The organism is Lawsonibacter hominis, from assembly GCF_014287895.1.
GTDB lineage: Bacteria > Bacillota > Clostridia > Oscillospirales > Oscillospiraceae > Lawsonibacter_A > Lawsonibacter_A hominis.
The window spans coordinates 57723-80294 of sequence record NZ_JACOPP010000011.1; the positions used below are offsets into that span (position 1 = coordinate 57723).

The window sequence follows — 22572 nt, forward strand, 5'->3', positions numbered from 1 at the left end:
CTCAAATCCCCCAATCCTCGGAGAGTACATGGTCGTTGATGTTGCTGCCCGGCGTACGCATCACCAGCAGCCGGGCCAGGGCGTTCATAACGGCGGCCACAGGATCGATGCGCTCTGTATCGTCTTTGTGCCGCTTGGAGAGCTTTATATCTCCATAGTTGTTCTGGATTTCGATGGCGTTGCCCAGGCACCAGTAGGCCAGCGGATTCTCCTCGATAATCAAACGCCCCTGGAGCAGCAGCTCCCGGAAGGTCTTCACCGCCAGGTTCTGTCCGGCGCAGGTCTGCGCCACCTCCACGCAGAAATCCTCCCGGTTGCGGTCCTCGTTCATGCGGATGGCGAGATCGGTAGCGTTGTGTCCGTCATAATCCACTTCGTCTACCGCCCAGCCGTGTTCCCGCTCGCCGGCACAGATCCAGTTATAGACATAGCTGTTGTCCGTCACATCGCCGGGCGTCAGCGTACAATAGCCTCCCTCGGCCCAAAACCGGTAGGGCACCCGGTCGGTTTTTTCGTGCCGCCCCGCCCCGTTTTCGGGCATAAAGGCATGCATTTTGATGGCGATGCGTCCGTCCCCCAGGTCAAACACAGCCCCTGCACCGGACAGGTCGATGCGCTTGCCCAGGTCAAACCCGCAGTGACAGTGCAGCCCGTCTGTGAGGGCGGCGAACTCCGCCCGAGGCTTCATGGCTGTTTTGACAAGCGCCATGCACCGCTCATCCAGATAGCGGTTGACGCTGCCCGTCTGCCAGACGCACATGCGCCGGGTTAAAAATTTGCGGATCTTGTCCGGATCGTTGGAGGCGTAGGCCGTGTTGTGCTCGTCCCGGATCTGCTTGAGCAGGATCTCACTGTACTGGCTGGGATACCGCAGGCAGGGGCTTGGCTTTGCCCATGCCCCCTCATCGTGAGGGCTGTCACCATCGTCCAGCTCCCGGATCATCACAAAGTAGCTCTCGTCGGTGACCGTTGGGTCCTCCAGGACCCGCTTGGCGTACAGCTCCTCCTCATAGCACGGCTTGTTGCCGGCATCATCGCCCGCCGTGGTGATCACATCCAGCAGGGACTGGGCCCGCTTGCCGAAGGAGTTGGTGCCCAGGTCGTAGATCTCCGAGTGCGGGTGGGCGTGGTACTCGTCCACCACGAAGTAGGTAGGGGCGCCGCTGTCCTTGTTCTTCGTGTCCTTGGACAGGGCCCGCATGAATCCGCCCCGGGTGCGGTGGACGATGGGGTTAGACCGGGGGACCAGCAGCCTCCTGGCGATGCTGGGGCTGTTGAGGGCGATCTTCTTGGCGTCGCCCAGTACCCGCATGGCCTGGCCACGGTCCACAGCGGCACACTCCACCTCCGGTTCCTGCTCAAACCGGGCCAGCTCCGGCCGGTAGGGCGGATAGATGGCATCACCGCACATATGGTACAGTCCCTGTCCGGATTTCTCCGTGCTCTTGTAAGTACCGCGGGAGCGCTTATTGTAGGTATGCGTAAACCTCCGGGCGCCCGTCTCCCGATGGACCCATCCGTAGACGCAGCCGAGGTCAAACACCTGCCATGGTTCCAGCTGGATCGGCTTTCCCGCGTCTACTCCCCGCACTTGGATACACTGCCCAAACCACCGGATAATCCGATCCGCCCGGGTGGTGTCGAACACATAGGGGAAATCATCCGTCCCCTGCCGCGCTAAGTCGTCCAAATGCCGCCGGCAGGCCAGGATCTCGTACTTGCAGCACAGGGGCCGCAGCTTGCCGTATACCACCTGCTTGGCGTAGACAGCGACAGGGTGATGCAGGCCGCTTTGCCATCTAGTCGCCAAAGAGATCACCGTCCGGATCAGCGCTGGCCCCGGCCGCCGCTGCTGCCCGCTTCTGGGCCAGCCGCACCCGCCCGGAGGGGGTGAGCCCCAGCTTTTCCGCGTACTGGAGGATATTGCGCTCCAGGCTCTGCATCTTACCGCTCACCGCGTCCAACTTGGCCGCTGCGTCGGCCACCGCCTCCGGGTCGTCCTTGGCGTCCTTCAGCTGCCTGGCGGCCAGGGAGAGGAGCCTGCACTGGGTCTCATACCGGGCCATCATGACGGAGTATACGCCGAGCGCGTCGCTGTCCAGGTCGTCCAGGATCACCAGGCCGTCCATCCGCTCCAGGACCTTCTTCCAATACCGGCCGGCGGCGGCGTTCTTAGTCATGAGGGCGGGCTTCTCCATCTGGGCCAGACGGCCCCGGTCAGGGATCACGCCCTCCTCCGCCCGCTCCCGGAGCTGCCGCTCCTCCTCGGTCAGGTTCTTGCTCATGTTCTCCAGCGCCTTGGGTGGCGTGGGCATCTCTCTCACCTCCTGCTCCCCGCCCGGCCGGGCCGGTATTCTGATAGGGGAGATTTTCCTACATCTGAGGGGCCGCGGGGTCTTCCGCCCCCTCGCCCGAAACTTTTTGGGGGCGGGGGGAGGGTAGGCAAGCCATAGGCTTGCCCCTGCACGCGCCCGGCCGTGGGCACGCCCACGCGCTCTCACGCGCCGGGGCGCGGACGTAGCCAGCGGCATCCAAACGGGCTCAAATTCTCGCCATTTTCCTTCGTTCTTCCGCCTGTTCCCGGGCGGTCTTCTGGTCGTGATGATGCTTGCACAAGCTCTGGTGGTTGGCCGTGTCGACGAACAACGCCCAGTCCCCACGGTGGGGCTTGACGTGATCCACCACCGTGGCCCGCACCCGCTCCCCGTGCTTGGCGCACTCCCGGCAGAACGGCTCCCGCAGGAGCTGTGCGGGCCGCAGATCGTCGGTCCAGATGTCCAGGCCGTACCATGCGTGGTGCTCCGCCGAGGCCCGCCGGGCCGCCGGCTTGGGTTTGTGTTTGGGACAGTATCCCTCCCGGGTCAGCTCCGGGCACCCCGGGTGCCTACATGGTCGGAGCGACTTCAGCGCCACAGGCTATCACCTCCGGGCAAAACAAACAGCGCCCAAGCCACGACACCCGGTATTCGGGTCATCATAGGCTCAGGCGCTGGTCTCATCGGACGCTGGCTCAGGCGCTTCGATATTCACGATGCTTTCTTGTCCGCACCTGCGGCAGTAGACCGGCAGGGCATAGGCGGTGGTATCCTCCCTCAGCTTCAGAACCTTGCCCTTTCCGCATACAGGACACATCAACCATCCATTCCTTATGACAATCTTACCAGACTCGAGGTGCTGTTGCAATACCTCCAAAGCAGATTTTCCCTCCTCTTTTGAGTTGTTACAGGTGGTTTCCAGACCGAACAAGACGCGCGGGCTATTCCTTTTTCCGTCTGCGCGGTGGCCTGACTCCTCTCTTCCCCTCCTTTCTCTCCGGCAACAGGTACTTTAAATACAGATATTCTCCGAACTCACTCTTCTCCTCCCGGCGATCCAGGGTAATCGCGCCGGGTGGTGCCGTAATGGTAACGCTGTCTGAGACCCGCATGCTCTCCACCCTGGGCTTCGTCAGGCCGACCGAAGGTGTCCAGCTCCGCGCGCCCGGCTCGGCCCTTCCCACCTCCCGCGGCTCCTTGGTGAGATATTTCGCCAGTGCCTCATAGCCCTCCCAGATATCCAGCCGTTCCATGTCCACCTGGCCGTAGGGCCAAAGGGATTGGAGCACGTCCAGATCCCCGCCTGTGCCGTTGAGGACAAGATGGTGGTGCAGCCGCCCACCCTCCGCGCTCAGCTGCTCTGTCACGTAAATGTACTTAGTAATAAGTCCACGCACCTTACGGTGCTTGCGCAGCAGGGCCAGGAATTTGCGTACCCGCTTGATTGCAGCTTCCCGGTTTACCGGAAGGTAGTCGTCACCATAGGTAAGTACGATGTGTAGGTCATGCCAGTCAAAGTTTGCAGCAAGCACCATCTCCAGTTTCTGCCATGACCGGCGCAGGTTGATTTTTTCCTGGGCTACACTGGACATCTGGCTCTTGGCCGCCCTTTCCCGCGGCGTGTCCTGGATAGAGGCGCTGGTATAGCAGACGCTTGCCACCAGCCGCCCGCCGGTAATTGTCTTAATCCGCTTCATCCGGTTCCTCCGACTCCAGGGCGGTCAATACCTTACCGATCTGCCTCCATATCTCCAGCGGAAGCTTGCTCCCAGCATATGCCTCCCGTACATCGTGCTCCGTCAGGCCGCCGGCTTCTGCCACCCGGCGGAAGCAGCCCAATCCGTGCGCTCCACGGTATTGGACCAAACGCTCATGCACCTGACGTTTCAGGCGGCTTCCTGGCCCGCCTCCCAGCCCACCATTAGGCTGTGTCTGCACAAGGCCGCCGGATGGATGAACCGCAGCCACCTCTACCCCGCCGATCTCTGGAATCTGCGCCAAATTCCATTTCATTCCACATGTTAGCACAAGCACTCCGATTTTCAGGCTCTCCAACACATAGTGGCGCATCGCCTCCAAATCACTTGCCTGTTCGCTTGGGACGGTTACAATCAAAATTTCCACAGGACCACCTCCATGCAAATGCGGAAAGGCGGGGCCAGAGCCCCGCCATCCCTTTTCTGTTTTCGTGCTACTCGTCACATCGGTCATCTATTTTGCGCGCTCCGTGGCTGGCGAGTGCCCCTTGGATGCCGCCCAGGCTCTTGTACACGTCAACCGTGCTGGTGTAATTCTTGATTGCCATTGCTCATACCGCCTCTCTCAGGATGGATTCGCTTCCCACTCATGCCACAACTGTCTCCCTATCTGCACCGATGACCGGCCGGCCCGCCTTATCCCTGGGCGCCCCGGCCCTGACCCAGCTCAGCCAAAGATCCTCGAAGGCCTGCACCTCCGGGGTGCGGGGGCAGTTCCGCAGCCCCCGGTTCTGCCGCACCGTCAGCTCCTTCTCATCCAGTTCAAGCGTATAGTAGGAGCTCCTGGGACTGGATTTTTTCCGGATGAAGAAAATGGCCGTCTGCCCGTCGGCGTGGCGCCTGCCATAGGTGCTGACGCAGTGGCGGAGGGCGTTGCCCTCGTCGGTGAGCTCCTTCTGGCTGGCCGCCGGCCGGATCAGCAGGCCGCCCGAGGCAAAGGCGTACTTGCGCAGCGCCATCCGCCGCACTCGGAATTTACCCGCCACCCCCTTTTGCTCCAGGAGCGCCGTCCCGGCCGCGGCCTCGTCGTGGGCGGCAATCAGGTTATGTGGGAAGCGCACCCGCTCATTGCTCAGATCCCAGCCCAGCCGCCCCGCCATATCCCAATAGTCGATGAGGATCTGCACATCCGGCATCTCGCCATCCGCAGGCGGGTCCTCATCCTCCGGCTCCGGGGCATAGTCGTCCTCCCACTGCCCGCACTGTCGGAGCAGGTACCGGATGCTCCTGGCCACTGGCCCCAGGCCTACCAGCTGCCCGACGTGCTCATCCCCCAGGAAAAAGGCGTTGACGATATCCTGCTCGGTCAGCACTTCGCCCGCCGCCTTGCTGTGCCGGTAGAGATCCCAGAACAGTACATCCCAATCCTGCCCCCGGGCCATGCGCAGCTCCTCCCGGTTGAGCCGGAACATCCTGGCAGGCCGGTTCTGGGTCCAATCCAGCTCGGGTAGCTCCAGTTCCCCCCCTGCGTTCTTTTCCCACCGGTCCTTCCTGGTCCCGGCCCGGATCAGATCGTCCAGTACCCGGGGCAGCCCGTGGAGCAGCGCCCCCTCCGCGTTCGGGTGGGCCTGGTATAACCGCATCCAGACCACTGGGCAGTGCCGGGCCCCGGGCCGGGGCTGCATGTACACGTCCAGTTTGCAGTGGGGCAGGCAGCTCCCCGCCAGCAGATGCTCCGACAGGCCGAAGATGTTCTCCTCCTCCCCCCACCGCTCCGTCCACGTCCTGGGCTGTCTCCAGTCCCGGGTGTACTGGATGAAATACCCTGCATGGCCGCTGTAGGCGTTGGTCCAGCCCATCAGCTGGGCACAGTCCCAGGCTGAAAACACATAGGCCTCCGCCGGTATGGCCTCCAGGTGCTCGCCGCCTCCGGCGAACACACGCCGCTGGATCACCCAGCCCGTCAGGACCAGCAAATGGTCCTCACCCACCACACAGGCGCTCATGGCCATCCCCTCTGCCGGGGCAAACCAGCCCGTCTTCCGCAGCGCGGCCCGCCGGCGGATCTGTACCTGGCATCCGCACTGGGGGCACAGGATGCAATTCCCGTCCTCATAGACCGTCCCGCCCTCCTCCTCGGTATAGCTCTCCGGGAGGACGAAACCGTACCCTTTCTGACCCCGTCCATAGTGGTACAGCTCCTGGTACCCGCAGCAGGAACACTCCACCCGCACCATCTTCCGTTTCCGGGGCCTGGCATACTCGTCCAGAATCACATCCAGCCCCCAGTCCTCCACCCACTCCTGCTCGTAGAGAAAGCCGTGGGTGTCCAGCTCGCCTTGGAGTACCGCAGCCGCCCAGTCCAAAAAGCCCTCCGGCGGGCGGCGGGGCACCAGCTTCCGCACATCTTCCATGGCACTCACCCCAGGAAGTCGGCCAAGTCCAGACCGATCACGCCAGGGGCTTCCGCGCCCATACCCGCCTCTGGCAGACCATAGAACTCCCGAAGGATGCGGTCAGCCTCCGATGGGGTGACGCAGGAGAACTTCCCCGTCCTGTGGCTGTCCGCAAAGGCTTTGATCTGCTTCTCCGCCTCCACAATGGACATGTCCGGATTGTCCAGGTCCTGGGCGATCAGTTCGGCGCACTCCGGCTCCCGGCGGCAGATGTCCATCAGCTGCTCCGCCACCATCCATGGAGCGGAGCGCGCCGGGACCTGGGACTGCTGCGCTCCCAGCTTCTCAATGGCACTCATTCCGCACACCTCCCGATGGCCTCCGCCAGTGCCCGCAGGGCCTTTTCCATCCCCCGGGCGGCGGTCGGGTCCTCCCGGCCCCGGGCCTTGAGGAGCAGGCCGTGGAGCTTGTTGGCCAGCTCCTGCCCCTGGTTGAAGAGCACCTCGAACTGGGCCAGCTCCTTGTCCCCCGCCATGGCGGCCTTTTTCTCCGCCTTATCCCGCTCCTCCAGGGAGCGCTTCAAGATCTCCACTGAGGCCTCGGCCTGCTTCTGCTTGTCCCTGGCCTTGGCAGCCGCCTCTTTTGCCTTGTCCAGCTTGGCCTGCATCTCGGCGACAGCGTCGGCCCGGGCCTTGTCCACGGCGGCTTGATCCACCACCGTCTCCACGGCCACATCCACCGGACGAGCCTTCAGGTCGGCCAGTTCAGCCTCCAGCCGTGCAACGTCCTGCATGGCCTGCTCCCGGTCCTCCCTGGCCCCGGCCAGGCGGACATTGAGGAACCGCATGTCCTGCGCCATCTTGTCCCGGGCCTGCTCCGCCGCCCGCTGATCCGCAGCGGCGTGCTCGGCGGCGGCTCTGGCCTCGTCCCGCTCCTTGATGGCCTGCTCTAGCTGGCGGGCGCTCATGTCGATGACGTTGTTTCCCTCCATAAACTGCTCCCGCTCCTCCGGCGGCAAAGCCAAGAGCATCAAGGCTTTGGAGGCTCCCAAATCGGCAAGCGTCTGCCGATTTGTCCACTCTCTTGCCAACCTCATAAAGTTCCGGGCAGTTCGTTCAGAGAATTCCACTCGCTCATTGAGCCAGGGCAGCCACTCCCCATGTTCCAGCAATTCCTTGGCCTCGATCAGACAGCGTCCGATCTGGAGGATGGACTCCCCGGCCCGCACTTTACAATCCAATATTTCTTGCGTGATGGTGCCGATATCACGCGGCTGTACGTGAGTAAGACTTACATCCATGGCGGCAGCAAGATCAGATTTCGCATTCATATTCCCGCCTCCTTCTGCAAAATTTCTCCCCCGAAGCTCTCGGCCTCTGTATGCATCTGCGCATCCCACACCTCAGCGGCCCGCATCACCTGATCGGCATATGCCCTGTCCCCGGTATCGCTCCCTGCATGGTAGGCGGTCAGCGCCGCGCTCAGGTCTCCGCAGCGCTCGATCAGGCTACCGAGGTACTCCATGCCCGCCTCGATGTTTTCGGCTGGTGTGAGGTCTGCTGGAAAATACCTTGGATGGAGTTGGCACAGGCCGCGGCAGCCAGCCGGGCTTACCGCCTCCGGGTCAAACCGGGACTCCACATAGATCAGCCCCAGCGCCACGTGGTACGGCACCCCATTGGCCTCTGCTGCCGTATGTAAGACATCCTGCAGTTCGTACTCCAGAGGTACGTCCGCCCGGAAGTATCCCTGCTCCTCCAGCGCGGCGGTAATCAGGGCGTCCTCGTCCGGGTCTTCGCCGCGTCCTTCTCCGCCTCGAACGCCTTGATAAAGGCAATTGCATTGTCCACTCTCTGGGCCGGCTTCCCGAAGTACTCCCCGGTCAGTATGCTCCTCAGTACGCCATAGGCCCAGGGGTATCCAAGTGTCCCGTCCTCCGCCGCTTCCTGCGTCATATGCCGGTAATGATGTGGTTGCATCAGCTCCCGCCTCCTGTCTATTTGCCGTCAGCAGCATACCGGCCAAGAGGGCCAGAAATGCCACCCATGTGATGACGGCTACTTTCAGCAGCTTGTCCATATTGTGCTCCTTATCGTACTTTGATCTTAAATGACTCACGGATTACGCCGGCGGCCAGGATGGCTTCAACCGTGAAATACCGGCGCTTGGGGTGTATGTATACCACTCGGCCCGTTACACGGCCAGCCCTCTGCCGTACTTGCTGACTGTATTCCTGGGCGCTCTTGTTGCCCTCGAAGGCAGTCGGTGTCCAGGTATAGGCATCTCCGATTTGCACGTCCTGTCCTCCTTACGATGCGCCTTGCTGTGGCCAGGGATCACCTTCCGGCGGCGGATCTCCAAGTTTAACCTGCATATACTCCGGCTCGGATCGCGGCTTTGGTGCCGGGGCATCATAGACGGATTCGCGGAAGGTCTGAGTGTTGCCGTCAAAGGTGAGATAGATCTGCCCCACCTCGCCCTCTTTGTTTTTGGCGATCTTGAGCACACGGCGGCTGTCAGGCCGATCCGGGTCCTCCTTGTACAGCAGCATGATCACATCTGCATCCTGCTCGATCTGCCCGGATTCCCTTAGTGACGCCATGTTGGGCGCCTTTCGGCCGTCCCGGTCTTTATCCGGCCGGGAGAGCTGGGAGAGCGGGAAAACAGCGATTCCCGTCGTTTGGGACATCTGGTGCAGACGGATGCTTACGTCTGTCACTGCGTCGTAACGGCTGCGCCCCTGCGGTGATGGGATCAGCTGCAGGTAGTCGATAAAGATGGCATCGTACCGGCGGCTCAGGGAAAATGCCTGTATATCCGCTACGGTCATGCCGGCTGCCTCAATCAACTCCAGTTCCGGCTTGATCAGCCGCTTGGATGCGATGGAAAGCGCCTGATAGTCCGATTCGTCCAACTCGCTGCGCTTGATTTTTGCAAGATTCATGCGCATGGTAGTCGCAATGAGCCGGTCATGCAGCTTTTTATAGCCCGTTTCCAGCGAGAAGAATCCGACACGCTTGCCCAACCCGGCCAGGTACCAGCCAAATGTGAGCGCAAGCGCCGTCTTTCCGGCGGAGGAATACCCGCCCAGCACGACCATATCGCCGCCCTCGACGAAGAGCCGGTCATTGAGCTTGTCCAGGGGCCAGGAGTAATACTCATGACGCTCATGATGGCGGGTGAAGAAATCCTGCAGAGCTTCCTCCATGGTGACATATTTGACGCCCGGCCGGTCTACCAGCTCCGAGGATGCCTTTGCGATATATCCCTGTGCGGCCTCAAGGCTCCCTGCCGCCTGCAGACGGCCGCCCAGCTCCTGGAGGCGACACAGCCGGGCCTGCTCCCGCATGATCCTGACATGCTCCCATACGTTGACCGCTGTTGAGGCCACGTCCATGGCCCACATGACATACTGACGCCAACCATCCTCGCCGCCTCCGCTCAGCTGGTTGACTACCGTGACGGGGTCTGTCGGCTGCCCGGCGAGAAACAGTTTTTTGAGCGCTTGGTAGACCATCCTGCACTTGGGTGTTGCGAAATCGCGGTCCTCCACCTTGAGCGTCAGCTCACCCACGAGGCTCTCGTCAATCAGGGCCGCCCCCAGCACTGCAGCCTGGGCCAGCTCGACGTCTCCGCCGTTTACCACGTGGGCACCTCCTCACGCTCCTGTATGCGGCCGGAAACGGCTGGTGGCGCCCCACCCCGCAGAGGGAAGATACCCTTCCAGCTGTTGTTCACCGACTGGCGGATCAGCAGGAGCTTGGTCTCACGGTCCCCTTTGGAGAGCCTGTCCAGCTCAGTCAGCAGCATGCGGATCGCCCGCCCTGAGTTGACCGCTTCCTTGACCTCCCGCACCTCGATGAAGGCGGCCAGTGCATCGGCCAAGGCCCGGTCGCGGCCAACATAGGCATTGAGCAGCGCCCTGGCATCCTCAGTCAGCTCATACTTTTTCGGCCGCGCCCCCTTCTGGGGGGCTATGGGGGGATTACTAGGTCTTTCTTCGAGCAAGTCTTTATTTACTTGTGTCGGATTTTCCGTTGACGGCTCATCCGTCGACGGAAAATCCGGCTGCGGTGCCGCTTCCTCCGCCGTGGCCGGGTTTTCCGCACACGGTGATATGCTCTCCTCGCGGAGGATGTAGATACTCCCCGCAAACTTGCCGTGTTCACCGTGGGACTGGCGCTCCATGGTCAGGTATCCGGTCTCACGCAGCTTCTTAAGGGAGGTGCGGATGGCATCCCGGCCTGCGCCGGTAACCGCCGCCAAGCCCGATACGCTGTATTGCCAACTGCCCGGAAGGGAGAGCATTACGGCAAACAATCCCTTGGTCTTGAGAGAGAGCCGCTTGTCCCGCAGCATCTCATTTTGGAGGACTGTGTAGCCTTGCCTCCGCTCCAGACGGATCACGCTCTCACCCACTCAACCCGCCCCCTTGCAAATTGGATCTGCATCTGCTATGATGGATGTGGTTTTGATGCGCGAACCAGAGCCCTTGTGTCCTGTGCCAGCAGGAGCAGGGGCTCGTCCTATTTTCCAGCAGCAGGCAGCCGGTTGCCCCGGGGCCTGCTTTCTTTGTGTGTACATGGCGGGTACCTCCTACCAAATTCCCTGGTCGATCATGGCCTGGGTAGCGATCTGGATGATCCGGCGCCGCGCCTCGGCCAATTCATCAGGGGTGACGTCCTTATGGATTGTGTAGCTCCAGCCCGGCCCCTGGCTCTTTCCGGTCTTCACATCCACAAAGTCCACGCAGGTGGCCTCATCCGCAAGGATCGGCTCCCCATCCATCCCCTGGTATTCGCACAGGCCCACATACCGGGTCGTTGTCATGGTATATTCCCGGCCACCGACCATGACATTTTTATGCTCGACTGTCACATCTACCGCCAAGGCGCTCACCTCCCTTGCATCGTATTCAGCCGGCGGCGTGTCCTATGCGTGGCGGCCGGAGGCGTATCGGACCGCCATGGCGGCCTCGATGATCTCCTGCAGGTCGTGCTCAACGATCTGCAGGAACAGGGGCTGCTCGTCCTCGTCGATGCAGCCATCCGCCGCGATCGCCATCAGCTGCCGGTCCCGGTGGTTATCCGCAAAGGCGTAGACCCGGTTGAGCAGCTGGAGCACCGCCTCCGACAGCGGCAGTGCCTGCACCTCCGGCAGGATGCTCCTCGCCATCTCCGCGCTGGCCCGCAGGTGCTGGATGCCCAGCAGCTGGCTGTCGTAGGCGATGACCATGAGGTCTACCACCTCAACCGGCGGGACGCGGTCGCCGCTCTCATAGGCCCGCAAACTGGTCTCGGAGATCCCCAGCTTCTCGGCGGCGGATTCCTGGGTCAGACCCTTCGCCTGACGGGCGGTTTTGTAGATATTGCGCTCACATTGCGGCATGGTGTTTTCTCCTCTCCTGGGGTAAACTTATCTTAGGCGGGTTCGTCGATGGGCAGCAGCTCCACCGTCCCGTCGGATGACAGCGTTGCAAAAAAAGGTCGCCGTCACGGTCGGTGATGCGCATGGAGTTGCGCTCCATCGGCTCCACACGTGCCAGCTTCGTGCCCGGAAGCAGCAGCGACACGCTGCGCAGGAGTTCGACTTGTTCTGGCGTCATGATATTTCCTCCTCTCAAATCAGGATTGCTTCCACCCAGGACGGGAGCTGGAAGCACAAAAACAGCAGCAGGCCGAATATCAGACCGCCACGCAGATAACGCCCCCGGCACAGTTTGCGCTCTTCTCTGGTTTTCACTGGACGGACCTCCTTTCAGCTTGCTTCGGAATGGCCGGGCGGTTCCCGGTCATACAGCTCGTCGATGGTGCAGCCAAGTACTGCGGCCAGCCGTGGAAGCTTATCGGCGCTTGGCATTGCCGTACCCTTTGCCCACTTGGTGACGCAGGCGGGTGAAACGCCCATGGCAGCGGCCAGTTCGATGCGCCGGATGCCTCTCTGCTCTATCAATTCACAGATTCTCACTACCTCACCCCCCTCCAAATTTGGTGTTGTTCAAGATTGATTGATGTGGTATGATAGTTTTAACCGGAAGTGCAATGTAAGCGGATGTGATTGACGTGCCTACTGACCTTTTGACTCTGGCAAAGGAACTCGCTCCCTATGTGGTGGCCGGTATTTCTGTTTTCGGTGTCGTGTTCACCGCCTGCCACGAACGGGCTTCTCAGTTAAAAGCGGCCTATTTCCAGAAGATGTCCGATGCTTACGAGCAGTATTTTGACGCTTTGGTGCGTTATGTTTACAACGATCCTCCAACTGGCAGCACTTCTTTGGTCGTTGCCACCCATACCGCTGCTCTTTACGCATCCGCAGAAATATCGCATCACATAGAGTTTTTGACAAAGATGGCTCTTTCCTATCGGCAGACCGGCACCCCAGACATACATGAATTGACGGGGTATCTTGCCGACTTTTCTGCCCGTCTCCACCGAGATGTCGCTTATTCTGCTTCTCAGCGGGGTCGGCATCGGAGTGTCTAGCCGCAAATCCCAGATTAAGGACTCGAATCGGCACATCAGGCTCATGGTGAAAAAACAACCCGCCACCCCCTTTCTGATTTCCTGGGCCTTTCTCGCCGGTGTTATTACCCTGTGGTTTAATCATAATTCCGTGATTACGGATTGTCAAGCCATTTTATGCGTAATCACAGTTTTTATCCGTAATTACGAATTCCTTTTATAGAGGTGGTCTTGCAGTGGATAACGCAATTTTTGTGCAAAACATAAAAGTGCGTTGCAAAATACTTGGGAAACCCCCCACAGCCGCCTGCAAAGATGCTGGGGTAGGAGCAAGCTTTATTTCTGACCTAAACCGTGGGCAAACTCCGTCCGTAGCCAAGGTGCAAATGCTCGCGGATTACTTGGGCTGCACTACCAGCGAATTGTTGGGGGAGTCTCCTGCCCCCGCTGGGGATAGCGCCCCTGCATCGGATCAACAGCTTAAGGCGGCGTTTTGGGGCGGAGACAAGGATCTGTCCCAGGAGGATCTGGATGCAATGTGGGCCGACGTTAAAAATTTTGCGGCGTTTGTTGCCGAGAAAAAAAAGCGGGAGAAACAACAGGATGGCTGATCTCATTGATCTGTACGAGTATGCCGCCGAAAAGGGCATTGGCGTGTACTGGTATACCATGGAGATGGCAGAGTCCCTCTCTTACATGGATGACGATGGGGATTGTTATATAGCAATGGACCCCTGGTTTATGGGCACACTTCCAGAGGAAACCGTGAAGCTTGGCCATGAGCTGGGACATTGTGAGACCGGGAGCTTCTACAATCGCTGGGCGGCGTGTGACGTCCGGCAGAAGCACGAAAACCATGCCAACCGGTGGGCATACAAAAAGCTCGTCCCGGAGGACGAGCTGATGAGGGCCGTGGCCCAGGGCTGCCGTGAGCCGTGGGAGCTGGCCGACCATTTTGGTGTTACCGAGCCTTTCCTGCGGGATGCCGTGGCATACTACCGCATGCAGGCCGGGGCATAAAACAGACAGAGAGGAGTTAATCTTATGGCCTTTTTCATTCTCTTGGCAATTTTATTCTTAATTTTGTGGTTGGTGGAACGTAATAAGACAAAAGCTTATGGGAATTTGAAGGCAGAAAAAGAGGCCGCTGATTCATATGTCGCAAGTAAGCAGTCTGAAGGCAATGAACTTTTTGAGTCGAAGCGGCGCGAAGCCCTTGACTATTATCAAAAGAAAACCAAAAGTGCCGATGAGCGCGTGAAAGCAGCGGGGTTGGAAGTAGAACGGCTCGACAAAGAAAAGGCTGATTTGCAACAGGAACTATTAATCCTAAACCAAGATGTCCTTTGTGCCATGGTTTCTGTTGACGATTATGCCAATCTGAAATCTGATGAGATAAAAAATAAGTTGACACTACTTAAGTCTCAAGAAGATGAACTTATTAAGTCTGAAAAGGCTCTCGAAGTAACCAACACTAGCTCCTTGAAACGAGTTGTAGACAGCCAGAAGAAACAGATTTTGAGATGCTTTAATGCTGAGGTGACATCTGTTATAGGCACTATAACTGCCAATAATATTGATAGTGTTCGCACAAAGCTGCAGCGCACCTTTGATGCCCTTAACAAGATTTTTGCAGTAGATGGCGTCCAAATCTCCCAAGAATACTTTGCCATGAAACTTGAAGAGATGAGTTTGGTCTACGCATATATGCTCAAGGTTGAAGAAGAAAAAGAGCAGAAAAAAGCCATCCGTGAGCAAATGTTAGAAGAAGAGAAGGTACGACGCGAGATCGAACGTGAAAAGCAAAAAATTGAAAAAGAAGAAAGCCAGTTCAGTAACGAAGTCAAAAAACTCATGGGATATATGCAGAAGGCTAAAGATGATGTCGAAAAGCAGCTCTATATTGATAAAATTCAAGAGCTTGAGGAAAAGTTAAAAGCGTTGGCAGCCGATAAGGAAAACGTCTTGGAACGTGAACAGAATACACGTGCCGGATTCGTATATATTATCTCGAATATTGGCTCATTTGGAGAAAGTGTTTATAAAATCGGTATGACCCGACGACTGGAGCCAATGGATCGTATTAACGAATTAAGCAGCGCCTCTGTCCCCTTCCCCTTTGATGTTCATGCGCTGATTTTCTCAGAAGACGCTCCTTCGCTTGAAACATTATTACACCATCATTTCCAGGATCAGCAGGTCAACAAAGTCAATCCGCGCAAGGAATTCTTCCGTGTAGATCTCGAAAGTATTAAGCAACTGATTATCGAAAACCATAACTCTACAGTCCAGTTTGTCGATATTCCTGATGCAACTGAATATAGAGAGACTTTACGCATTGAATCTACACAGCAGAATGAGTCTTCAGCTTCGTCTTAAGTAAGCTTGGAGGATATTTATATGTCCAATGATGAAAGAATTTTGGAGATCCTAGTGCAATTGCAGAGCGACATGAAGGAGGTAATGGCGGATGTCTCTGGCCTGAAGGGTGACGTCTCCGCTCTGAAGGCCGATGTATCCGGCATTAAGACCCGTCTGGATGTGGATATCACCAAACAGCTCAATCTGCTGGCCGAGGGGCACCAAAGCCTCGTGGAACGTCTGGACGTACTGGACGAGGTAAAGGAACTGTCTGAGGACACCAAGGCGACTGTAGATGTAATGTACTCCGTGGTCTCGAAGCATAGCATCGACATCAACAAGCTCAAGGCCAAGGTGGGCTGACCACCCCAAATCCGACAGCGCTGTCGGATTTGCCACAGCCGAAAAGGGAATGCCGCCTCTGCGGAGGCGGCTCCTTAATACCCGGCAGATAGAACACTTGTATTATTTTATCGTTTTCAGGGCAGGTGATCTTATGGATGCGGCGCAATACCTCCGCAAATCCCGCATGGAGGAGGGCATGGACACGGAAGAGGTGCTGGCGAAGCATCGTAAGGCCCTCGCAGAATATGCTGCTGCCAACGGCATCCACATCATTGAGACCTACTATGAGGTCGTCAGCGGCGAAAGCCTCTATGCCCGGCCGGAGATGCTCCGTCTGCTGGAAGACGTGGAGGACGGCAAATATGACGCCGTCCTGTGTATGGACCTGGATCGTCTCTCCCGTGGCCGCATGAAAGACCAGGGCATCATTCTGGACGCATTTAAGGACTCCGGGACGCTGATTGTCACGCCGGAAAAAACCTATGATCTCTCCGATGAGATCGACGACGAGCTGGCCGAATTTAAGACCTTCATGTCCCGCCGGGAGTACAAGATCATCAATAAGCGGCTCCAGCGCGGCAAGGCCCAGACCATCCGGGACGGCTGCTACGTGGCAAATGCCCCCTATGGGTATCGCAAGGTAACGATAGACCGCAAGCCGACCTTGGAGATCGTGGAGAGCGAGGCCGCTTACGTGCGTATGATGTTTGAGATGTACGCCGATGGATATGGCTGCGTTGCCATTGCCCGCCACATCAACACGCTGGGCGCAAAGCCCCGCCGCTGCGATGCCTTTAACCGGTCTACGGTGGCCCTCATCCTCAAAAATCCCGTCTACATCGGCAAGGTAGTCTGGGATCGGACAAAACATGTCCGCAAAGGCGCCCGCGGAAACCCCAAACACATCACCATCCAGCAGACCCGCGATCATTGGGTCATTGTGGACGGGCTGCACCCCGCAATTATCGATAAGGAGCTGTTTGGGCAGGTGCAGGACATTATGGCAGGGCGCTATATACCGCCTGCCAATGACGGCACGATCAAAAGCCCTCTGGCGGGCCTGGTCAAGTGTGCCGTCTGCGGGCGCAACATGCAGAGGATGGGCACGAATACGGATACCCTCTATCTGCTTTGCAACACGCCGGGCTGCTGCGCGGGCGCAAAGCTCGCATTTGTGGAGCTGCGCATCCTACAGCACCTGCAGCGTACCTTGGCGGAGCTGAGCATAGAGACGCCGGCTGTCCGCATCAAGGACACCTCCGCTCAGGAGGCGTCCCTCGCCGTCATACGCAAGGAGCAAAAGGCTGCGGATGCCCAAAAGTCACGGTTATATGACCTGCTCGAGATGGGCGAGTATGATATCCCGACATTCCGGGAGCGCATGGCCAAGGTCAAAGACAAAATCGCGGCACTGGAGCAAAAGGAGGCGGAGCTGCTGCTCGTCATCGATCAGGCGCACACAGCGGACCCCGCCGAGCTGGCACGTCGGATCAAGGCCGTGCTGGATGCCTATGACACATCGGATGCGGCACATCGCAATGCCCTGCTCAAGGGCGTCATTCAGACGGTCTGGTATCGCAAAAAAAAGAAGACCGCTCCATCAGACTTCCAGCTGACCATCGACCTGAAATACAACTAGACCCCGCAAACCATTGCAGGGCCTAACATTTTCTCAACTTTAAAAGTGCTAAGTCTTCCGATAAGGACTGTATCGAAGACCTGCGCTTCTACCCCACCCAGAGCTCCCAGTGCGCCATCGACCGGGCCATCAGCATCAAGGCCGGCAAGGCCGAGCTGCTGTACGTGTACATCGACGTAGAGCCCATCGGCTTCAACCGCGGCTTTTACACGGTGGACGTGCGCTATTTCTACCGCGTCACCGCCGACGCCTTCGTAGGCGCGGCCCGCCCGGTCGAAGTCTGCGGCCTGTGCGTCTTTGACAAACGCGTCATCCTCTTCGGCAGCGAGGGCACCGCCAAAGTCTTTTCCTCTGAGGCCGCCTTTGAAGCCCTGGACGAGCAGAACATCCGCAAAACCAACCTGCCGACCGCCGTGGTGGAGGCGGTGGACCCCATCGTCCTCAACATGAAATTGGTGGAGGTCTGCGAGTGCCGTCCCTGCTGCGACTGCGAACTCACCGAGATTCCCCCCTGCATCTGCGCCTGCTTCGGCAGCGACCTGTGCTTCGGCGGCGAGGGCAAGCGCATTTACGTCACCCTGGGCCAGTTCTCCATTATCCGTCTGGAGCGGGACTCCCAGCTGCTTATGCCTGCCTACGACTACTGCATGCCCGAAAAGGAGTGCGCCTGCGGGAACTGCGACGACGACCCCTGCGAGATCTTCCGTCACGTCAAATTCCCTGTGGACGAATTCTTCCCCCCCAACAGCATCGCCCCCTGCGGCGAGGGCTACCGTGACTTCAAGGGCTGCTGCAGCTGACCGCCCCCTGAAACAAACACCCCCGGCATCTTCCGATGCCGGGGGTGTTTTGGTTATGTAAAGCTCACGGCGCTGTCCAGGGGGACGATGTTCACATAGGTATTCCCCACGCCGAAGGTGAGCGGCTCGCCTTCAGCATCGAAATAGCGCAGCTGCCCATCCGGAAAATCCTTGGTCCATGTGATGGGAATATACTGTCCGCCGCAGGCAAACCATCCTGCGCCGCCGCTGGACAGATCCACGGTGATGTGGGCGTATTTGTCGCCGGTATTTTTACAGGCCGTCTTGATAACGATCACATTGGTCACCGCCACCGTTTCGCCGGTGTTTCCGTCCACATAGGGCTTGCCGTATTCCTCCACCTGGTAACGGCCGGTGTCCGCATCGTACGTGAACAGCCCCGTCTTGTAGTTGGAATAGGGCACGGTGATCTGTTGTGCCGCCGCACCGCCCGCCGGCGTACCGTCCTGAACAAAAGACATCTCATAGACATAGCCGTCTTCATGCTCCTGCCGCAGACCGGTATAGCCGGCAAAACGCTCGCAAACGGCGTCTCCGCTGGTAACCACGGTATGCTCCAGACTGTAGCTCTTGCGCCGCTCGGAATCCCGCCACATCAGGTTTCCATTGTCGCTGTTGCTCATATAGGGTCCCCGTACGCCGTCCAGCGCGTCCACGCCCCACTGGCGGATCTTGGCGTAGGCGTCCTCGCTGCCGCCGGCATGGAGGTAGACGGCGTCATGCCCCAGCGCCAGCTCCAGATAATAAGGCCGGGCAGAACGAATGGAACCGATCTTCCCCACGCCCTCCACACTCTGATAGACCCCCAGCATCCGGGTGATGCCGCCTTCCGCCAGCACCTCATAGAGGATGTCGGCCTCGGACTGTCCCTGCTGCGGCAGGGCCTCCTTCAAATTGTTGAGCATGATCGCCACCGGGCGCCGGTTGACCCAGTCCTCCCCGATGGGCTCCCCGGTCAGTGGGTTCCACGGTCCGTCGTAAGGCTCCGGCGTGGGTGCGGGAGCGGGCTGCGATGTAACCGCCGCTTCCGGCGTGGGTGCGGACGTGGGGGTCGCCTCCGGATCACCGGGCCCGCCGCAGGCGGAGAGGAGCAGGAAAAGCGCCAGGAGCAGGGGCAGCCGTTTCTTTCCCATGGTGGGGTTCCTCCGTTCTGTTTCACGTTTCTGTTTCCCCTGTATGATACCCCCATATCTGACCCCCTGTCAAGCGGCTGAAACTTTCCCTTGTGGCAGCGGCCTTTTTTCGGTATAATGGAATTGCCCTTGTCAACGAAGGGTATCCCATCTGTTTGGGGGAAAGGAGCATACACGATGGCCCGCTATGGCTTTATCCATGACAAGCTGGATATCAAATTTCTCATTCTCTACCTGATGGCCCGGGTGGTGGCCCCCATTGACTTTCCCACGCTCACCGATCTGACCATGTGCGACGGGGGCGTCGATTATTTCGAATTTGCCGAGGCGGTAAACGAGCTGGTGGAGACCGGCCATTTGGTTTTGGAAGACGACCGCTACGCCATCACGGAGAAAGGGCGCCGGGACGGCGCCGCCTGTGAGAGCAGCCTGCCCTACTCGGTCAAGCGCAAGGCCGGGCTCCAGGTATCCAAGCTCAACGGCGCGCTGCGGCGCAATGCCCAGGTACGCTCGCAGGTCCTGGAGCGGGCGGAGGGCGGCTTTACCGTGGAGCTGGCCCTGGACGACGACGGCGGGAATCTGTTTTCCCTGTCCCTGTTCTGCGCCTCCCGGGACCAGGGGGAGCGCCTGTGCTCCGGTTTTCAGGCCAAGCCCGAGCGGGTCTACAACGAAGTCCTTTCCGCCCTGCTGGATGAGGAGGAAACCGAATGAGCCGCTCTCCCTTTCCCGAAGAACTGCTGCCCGGCCTCTTCCGGATCCCTGTGCCCCTGCCCGGCAACCCGCTGAAAGAGCTCAACGCCTATCTGCTCCGCGGCGCACAGCGCAGCGTTCTGGTGGATACCGGCTTTCGTCAGAGCGCCTGCCGGGAGGCCCTGTTTGCCGGGCTGGAGGCCCTGGGCTGCCTGGACAAGCCCATCGACGTGGTGCTCACCCATCTGCATTCCGATCATTCCGGTCTTGCCCCGGAGGTGGCGGGTACGGCGGGGACCATCTACGTCAGCCGCGTGGACCGTCCCTCCCTGGACGATCCGGAGGCCCGCCGGGTCTTCTGGGGTATGGCGGAGCGGCGCTTTCTGGAGGAGGGCTTTCCGCTTTTGTCCCTGCGCCATCTGAACGACACCAACCCCGCCCGCTCCATGGCTCCGCCCACCGGCGGTCACTATGAAAGCCTGGAGGACGGCCAGCTTCTGGAGCTGGGCCCCTGGCGGCTGCGGTGCCTGCTGATGCCGGGACACACGCCGGGGCAGATGTGCTTCTTCCTGGAGGAACACAATGCCATTCTCCTTGGGGATCACGTGCTCTTCGATATTACCCCCAATATCACCGCCTGGCCTGCCATGCCGGACGCCCTGGGTTCCTACCTGGTCAGTCTGGAGCGGGTGCGCGCCTACGGCGGCGCCCTCCCTCTGCCCGGCCACCGGGGCCGCGGGGACCTGACCGCCCGGGTGGGACAGCTGACGGCGCACCACCAGTGCCGGCTGGAGGAGGCCTTCGCCGCCGTGCGGGACCACCCCGGAGCGGGGGCCTATACGCTGGCAGGCTATATGAGCTGGAAGATCCGCGCCGCTTCCTGGGCGGAGTTTCCGGAGACTCAGAAGTGGTTTGCCGTGGGAGAATGCATGTCCCATCTGGATCATCTGGCCGCCCTGGGGCGGATCGAGCGGCGCACCGCAGACGGGCGTGCGGCCTACTTTGCGCGCTCCTGACCGCCCCTCAAAGCCGCCCCCCGATATACAAGCGGCCTAATTTGATTCCGCCGCCTGCGGGCGGCGGAACTCTGCGAGGCGGGCAATGACGATACTCTTTCCGCACACTGAGCCGCCCCCGCCGGTTTTCCGGCGGGGGCGGCTCGTTCACACCAGCGGCGCCACCACCCGCAGGATGGAGCGCAGAAATTTCCGGGGCCAGGAGTGGCCGCGGCACTGTTCCAGGGTGACCGCCTGGCTCCGGGCCTGGGTCGCCAGGAAATCCGCCTTGATCTCCAATACCGTAGGGTCATTGCAAAGCCAAACTCCATCCTCAAAATGCAGGAACATGCTGCGGTAGTCCAGGTTGATGGAGCCTACCGTGCCGTAACGATCGTCCACTGCAAAATTTTTCGCGTGGACAAAGCCGGGCGTGTATTCAAAAATCTGTACGCCCGCCTCCAGCAAGGGCTGGTAGTGGGCGCGGGTCAGCTCAAAGACCAGGCGCTTGTCCGGGACGTGGGGCGTGATGATGCGCACGTCCACCCCGGCCTTGGCCGCGTTGCACAGGGCGGTATTCACACTGTCGCTGACGATCAGGTAAGGCGTCATGATATAAACATAATTCTGCGCCTTGTTGATGAGGTTCAGGTATACCGTCTCCCCCACCGCCTCGTTATCCAGCGGGTTGTCCGTATAGGGCTGCACGAAATGGTTCCCGCCCGGCTCTGCCCCGGCAGGCGGCGCAGGCGCCCGGAAGCGGTCATAGTCCTCCTCTACCTCCCGGATGTATTCCCACATCGTCAGGAACATCACCGTCATGCTCCAAGCCGCCGCCCCCTTGACCTGGATCGCGCTGTCCTTCCAGTGCCCATAGCGCGGCTTGGCATTGATATACTCGTCGGCCAGGTTAATGCCGCCGGTAAAGGCGGTGTGCCCGTCGATGATGCAGAATTTCCGGTGGTCCCGGTTGTTCATGCGGATGGAGAGCACCGGTTTGAAGCGGTTGAACGAGCAGCAGGGGATGCCGGTCTCGGCCTCCAGCTTCCGGTCATACCGCATCGGCAGCGTGGGCAGGCACCCCACATCGTCGTAGATGATGCGCACATCCACGCCCGCAGCGTGCTTTTCCTTGAGGATCTCCAGCACAGAGTCCCAGAAGATACCGGGAGCGATGATAAAGTATTCAAGGAAAATATAGCGCTTTGCATGGCGCAGCTCCTCCAGCATCACCGGAAACGCGTCGTCCCCCAGCGGAAAATAGCGGGTATCGGTATTGGTATAGGCGGGACAGTGGGCATACCGCTCCAGGTAACGGGACTGGATCACCGCATCCATTCCAAAGCCCGAAAGGGATTCCGCCTTACAGTCCTGCTCCAGCACCTCGATCATCTTGCGGTCCATTCCCTGCATTTTCCGCCGCATCCGCGCGGAAAGACGGTTGCCGCCGCACAGCAGGTACACCAGCCAGCCGAAGACCGGGAAAATGAGGATCGGGATGATCCAGGCGATCTTATACCCCGGGTCCGTCTGCCGGGAGACGATGATCAGTACCGCCAGGATGGACAGGATCACACAGTTCCAATAAAAATAAACGAAAAAGGCGGAAAAAAACACCATGGACACCAGCAGCAATGCCGCCTGGAAAACGATCAGGGCCGCAATCAGCACCGTCCGGTTGAAGATCAGCGAGGTGAGCTTTTTAATATTCACAGGTAG

Annotated in this window: 30 protein-coding genes; 9 read left to right on the forward strand and 21 right to left on the reverse strand. The window is 59.4% G+C overall.

Annotated elements, in window-relative coordinates; genetic code table 11:
* Nucleotide 1: 1 nt before the first annotated feature.
* The 19 genes from H8S57_RS09490 to H8S57_RS09575 all read right to left on the reverse strand — a co-directional run bounded on the left by H8S57_RS09490 (nt 2) and on the right by H8S57_RS09575 (nt 12375).
* Nucleotides 2–1810 (reverse strand): terminase large subunit, encoded by a 1809-nt coding sequence (locus H8S57_RS09490; RefSeq protein ID WP_186907841.1) that lies wholly within the window; start codon nt 1808–1810, stop codon nt 2–4.
* Complete coding sequence (locus H8S57_RS09495; RefSeq protein WP_186907842.1) at nt 1800–2315, reverse strand: P27 family phage terminase small subunit; 516 nt, start codon at nt 2313–2315, stop codon at nt 1800–1802. Before H8S57_RS09495 ends, H8S57_RS09490 begins: the two co-directional genes overlap by 11 nt.
* 226 nt (nt 2316–2541) lie before the next feature.
* Nucleotides 2542–2913 carry an HNH endonuclease signature motif containing protein gene (locus tag H8S57_RS09500; RefSeq protein ID WP_186907843.1) on the reverse strand — a complete coding sequence of 124 codons (372 nt, stop codon included), beginning with the start codon at nt 2911–2913 and terminating at the stop codon, nt 2542–2544.
* A gap of 69 nt (nt 2914–2982) precedes the next feature.
* The gene (locus H8S57_RS09505) at nt 2983–3246 is read right to left on the reverse strand and encodes a cysteine-rich KTR domain-containing protein (RefSeq protein WP_243204758.1); all 264 of its coding nucleotides are present in this window, start codon (nt 3244–3246) and stop codon (nt 2983–2985) included.
* A gap of 10 nt (nt 3247–3256) precedes the next feature.
* Entirely contained in the window at nt 3257–4012 is a 756-nt protein-coding gene (locus H8S57_RS09510; protein ID WP_186907844.1) for a rolling circle replication-associated protein, read from the reverse strand.
* Nucleotides 3999–4439 (reverse strand): hypothetical protein, encoded by a 441-nt coding sequence (locus tag H8S57_RS09515; RefSeq protein WP_186907845.1) that lies wholly within the window; start codon nt 4437–4439, stop codon nt 3999–4001. The genes H8S57_RS09510 and H8S57_RS09515 overlap by 14 nt, the downstream gene beginning before the upstream one ends.
* Nucleotides 4440–4659: 220 nt before the next feature.
* Nucleotides 4660–6426 carry a PcfJ domain-containing protein gene (locus tag H8S57_RS09520; protein ID WP_186907846.1) on the reverse strand — a complete coding sequence of 589 codons (1767 nt, stop codon included), beginning with the start codon at nt 6424–6426 and terminating at the stop codon, nt 4660–4662.
* A 5-nt stretch (nt 6427–6431) separates the two neighbouring features.
* Nucleotides 6432–6767 (reverse strand): hypothetical protein, encoded by a 336-nt coding sequence (locus tag H8S57_RS09525; protein ID WP_186907847.1) that lies wholly within the window; start codon nt 6765–6767, stop codon nt 6432–6434.
* The gene (locus H8S57_RS09530; RefSeq protein ID WP_186907848.1) at nt 6764–7738 is read right to left on the reverse strand and encodes a DUF3102 domain-containing protein; all 975 of its coding nucleotides are present in this window, start codon (nt 7736–7738) and stop codon (nt 6764–6766) included. The genes H8S57_RS09525 and H8S57_RS09530 overlap by 4 nt, the downstream gene beginning before the upstream one ends.
* The gene (locus H8S57_RS09535) at nt 7735–8184 is read right to left on the reverse strand and encodes a transglycosylase SLT domain-containing protein (protein ID WP_243204764.1); all 450 of its coding nucleotides are present in this window, start codon (nt 8182–8184) and stop codon (nt 7735–7737) included. Before H8S57_RS09535 ends, H8S57_RS09530 begins: the two co-directional genes overlap by 4 nt.
* Entirely contained in the window at nt 8181–8387 is a 207-nt protein-coding gene (locus H8S57_RS09540) for a hypothetical protein (protein WP_186907850.1), read from the reverse strand. The genes H8S57_RS09535 and H8S57_RS09540 overlap by 4 nt, the downstream gene beginning before the upstream one ends.
* Nucleotides 8388–8497: 110 nt before the next feature.
* The gene (locus H8S57_RS09545; RefSeq protein WP_186907851.1) at nt 8498–8704 is read right to left on the reverse strand and encodes a hypothetical protein; all 207 of its coding nucleotides are present in this window, start codon (nt 8702–8704) and stop codon (nt 8498–8500) included.
* 12 nt (nt 8705–8716) lie between these two features.
* On the reverse strand, nt 8717–10054 hold the full coding sequence (locus H8S57_RS09550; RefSeq protein ID WP_186907852.1) for a replicative DNA helicase: 1338 nt from the start codon (nt 10052–10054) through the stop codon (nt 8717–8719).
* A complete protein-coding gene (locus H8S57_RS09555; RefSeq protein WP_186907853.1) occupies nt 10048–10827 on the reverse strand; it encodes a helix-turn-helix domain-containing protein in 780 nt (259 codons plus the stop codon). Before H8S57_RS09555 ends, H8S57_RS09550 begins: the two co-directional genes overlap by 7 nt.
* Before the next feature lie 177 nt (nt 10828–11004).
* Nucleotides 11005–11298 carry a hypothetical protein gene (locus H8S57_RS09560; RefSeq protein WP_186907854.1) on the reverse strand — a complete coding sequence of 98 codons (294 nt, stop codon included), beginning with the start codon at nt 11296–11298 and terminating at the stop codon, nt 11005–11007.
* A gap of 42 nt (nt 11299–11340) precedes the next feature.
* On the reverse strand, nt 11341–11796 hold the full coding sequence (locus H8S57_RS09565) for a helix-turn-helix domain-containing protein (RefSeq protein WP_186907855.1): 456 nt from the start codon (nt 11794–11796) through the stop codon (nt 11341–11343).
* The gene (locus tag H8S57_RS09570) at nt 11783–12013 is read right to left on the reverse strand and encodes a hypothetical protein (protein WP_186907856.1); all 231 of its coding nucleotides are present in this window, start codon (nt 12011–12013) and stop codon (nt 11783–11785) included. Before H8S57_RS09570 ends, H8S57_RS09565 begins: the two co-directional genes overlap by 14 nt.
* Before the next feature lie 14 nt (nt 12014–12027).
* Nucleotides 12028–12150 carry a hypothetical protein gene (locus H8S57_RS17695; protein WP_256413577.1) on the reverse strand — a complete coding sequence of 41 codons (123 nt, stop codon included), beginning with the start codon at nt 12148–12150 and terminating at the stop codon, nt 12028–12030.
* A gap of 15 nt (nt 12151–12165) precedes the next feature.
* Nucleotides 12166–12375 (reverse strand): helix-turn-helix domain-containing protein, encoded by a 210-nt coding sequence (locus tag H8S57_RS09575; RefSeq protein WP_369807608.1) that lies wholly within the window; start codon nt 12373–12375, stop codon nt 12166–12168.
* An 86-nt stretch (nt 12376–12461) separates the two neighbouring features.
* On the opposite strand from H8S57_RS09575, the gene H8S57_RS09580 reads away from it, so the two are divergent.
* The 7 genes from H8S57_RS09580 (at nt 12462) to H8S57_RS09610 (ending at nt 18014) form a co-directional block, all read left to right on the forward strand.
* Nucleotides 12462–12890 (forward strand): hypothetical protein, encoded by a 429-nt coding sequence (locus H8S57_RS09580; RefSeq protein WP_207723752.1) that lies wholly within the window; start codon nt 12462–12464, stop codon nt 12888–12890.
* A gap of 215 nt (nt 12891–13105) precedes the next feature.
* The gene (locus H8S57_RS09585) at nt 13106–13480 is read left to right on the forward strand and encodes a helix-turn-helix domain-containing protein (RefSeq protein ID WP_186907858.1); all 375 of its coding nucleotides are present in this window, start codon (nt 13106–13108) and stop codon (nt 13478–13480) included.
* A complete protein-coding gene (locus H8S57_RS09590) occupies nt 13473–13889 on the forward strand; it encodes an ImmA/IrrE family metallo-endopeptidase (RefSeq protein ID WP_186907859.1) in 417 nt (138 codons plus the stop codon). Before H8S57_RS09585 ends, H8S57_RS09590 begins: the two co-directional genes overlap by 8 nt.
* Before the next feature lie 24 nt (nt 13890–13913).
* On the forward strand, nt 13914–15248 hold the full coding sequence (locus H8S57_RS09595) for an SNIPE associated domain-containing protein (protein WP_186907860.1): 1335 nt from the start codon (nt 13914–13916) through the stop codon (nt 15246–15248).
* 21 nt (nt 15249–15269) lie between these two features.
* Nucleotides 15270–15593, forward strand: coding sequence for a hypothetical protein (locus H8S57_RS09600; protein WP_186907861.1), 324 nt, complete (start codon nt 15270–15272; stop codon nt 15591–15593).
* 133 nt (nt 15594–15726) lie between these two features.
* Entirely contained in the window at nt 15727–17214 is a 1488-nt protein-coding gene (locus H8S57_RS09605) for a recombinase family protein (protein ID WP_186907862.1), read from the forward strand.
* Between the two features lie 164 nt (nt 17215–17378).
* Entirely contained in the window at nt 17379–18014 is a 636-nt protein-coding gene (locus H8S57_RS09610) for a hypothetical protein (protein WP_369807609.1), read from the forward strand.
* Nucleotides 18015–18067: 53 nt separating this feature from the next.
* On the opposite strand, the gene H8S57_RS09615 is transcribed toward H8S57_RS09610, so the two are convergent.
* Complete coding sequence (locus H8S57_RS09615) at nt 18068–19168, reverse strand: DUF3048 domain-containing protein (protein ID WP_186907863.1); 1101 nt, start codon at nt 19166–19168, stop codon at nt 18068–18070.
* A 177-nt stretch (nt 19169–19345) separates the two neighbouring features.
* On the opposite strand from H8S57_RS09615, the gene H8S57_RS09620 reads away from it, so the two are divergent.
* Entirely contained in the window at nt 19346–19879 is a 534-nt protein-coding gene (locus H8S57_RS09620) for a DUF4364 family protein (RefSeq protein ID WP_186907864.1), read from the forward strand.
* Nucleotides 19876–20874, forward strand: coding sequence for an MBL fold metallo-hydrolase (locus H8S57_RS09625; protein WP_186907865.1), 999 nt, complete (start codon nt 19876–19878; stop codon nt 20872–20874). Before H8S57_RS09620 ends, H8S57_RS09625 begins: the two co-directional genes overlap by 4 nt.
* Nucleotides 20875–21021: 147 nt before the next feature.
* Here the strand turns inward: H8S57_RS09625 and cls are convergent, their stop codons facing one another.
* On the reverse strand, nt 21022–22560 hold the full coding sequence (gene cls, locus H8S57_RS09630; RefSeq protein ID WP_369807610.1) for a cardiolipin synthase: 1539 nt from the start codon (nt 22558–22560) through the stop codon (nt 21022–21024).
* Between the last annotated feature and the right edge of the window lie 12 nt (nt 22561–22572).

Bases quoted from the DNA above. Each gene is read 5' to 3' on its own strand.
- H8S57_RS09495 (WP_186907842.1), bottom strand. From the start codon at position 2,315: ATGCCCACGCCACCCAAGGCGCTGGAGAACATGAGCAAGAACCTGACC.
- H8S57_RS09510 (WP_186907844.1), bottom strand. From the start codon at position 4,012: ATGAAGCGGATTAAGACAATTACCGGCGGGCGGCTGGTGGCAAGCGTC.
- H8S57_RS09520 (WP_186907846.1), bottom strand. From the start codon at position 6,426: ATGGAAGATGTGCGGAAGCTGGTGCCCCGCCGCCCGCCGGAGGGCTTT.
- H8S57_RS09525 (WP_186907847.1), bottom strand. From the start codon at position 6,767: ATGAGTGCCATTGAGAAGCTGGGAGCGCAGCAGTCCCAGGTCCCGGCG.
- H8S57_RS09530 (WP_186907848.1), bottom strand. From the start codon at position 7,738: ATGAATGCGAAATCTGATCTTGCTGCCGCCATGGATGTAAGTCTTACT.
- H8S57_RS09540 (WP_186907850.1), bottom strand. From the start codon at position 8,387: ATGCAACCACATCATTACCGGCATATGACGCAGGAAGCGGCGGAGGAC.
- H8S57_RS09565 (WP_186907855.1), bottom strand. From the start codon at position 11,796: ATGCCGCAATGTGAGCGCAATATCTACAAAACCGCCCGTCAGGCGAAG.
- H8S57_RS09570 (WP_186907856.1), bottom strand. From the start codon at position 12,013: ATGACGCCAGAACAAGTCGAACTCCTGCGCAGCGTGTCGCTGCTGCTT.
- H8S57_RS09590 (WP_186907859.1), top strand. From the start codon at position 13,473: ATGGCTGATCTCATTGATCTGTACGAGTATGCCGCCGAAAAGGGCATT.
- H8S57_RS09595 (WP_186907860.1), top strand. From the start codon at position 13,914: ATGGCCTTTTTCATTCTCTTGGCAATTTTATTCTTAATTTTGTGGTTG.
- H8S57_RS09600 (WP_186907861.1), top strand. From the start codon at position 15,270: ATGTCCAATGATGAAAGAATTTTGGAGATCCTAGTGCAATTGCAGAGC.
- H8S57_RS09605 (WP_186907862.1), top strand. From the start codon at position 15,727: ATGGATGCGGCGCAATACCTCCGCAAATCCCGCATGGAGGAGGGCATG.
- H8S57_RS09615 (WP_186907863.1), bottom strand. From the start codon at position 19,168: ATGGGAAAGAAACGGCTGCCCCTGCTCCTGGCGCTTTTCCTGCTCCTC.
- H8S57_RS09620 (WP_186907864.1), top strand. From the start codon at position 19,346: ATGGCCCGCTATGGCTTTATCCATGACAAGCTGGATATCAAATTTCTC.
- H8S57_RS09625 (WP_186907865.1), top strand. From the start codon at position 19,876: ATGAGCCGCTCTCCCTTTCCCGAAGAACTGCTGCCCGGCCTCTTCCGG.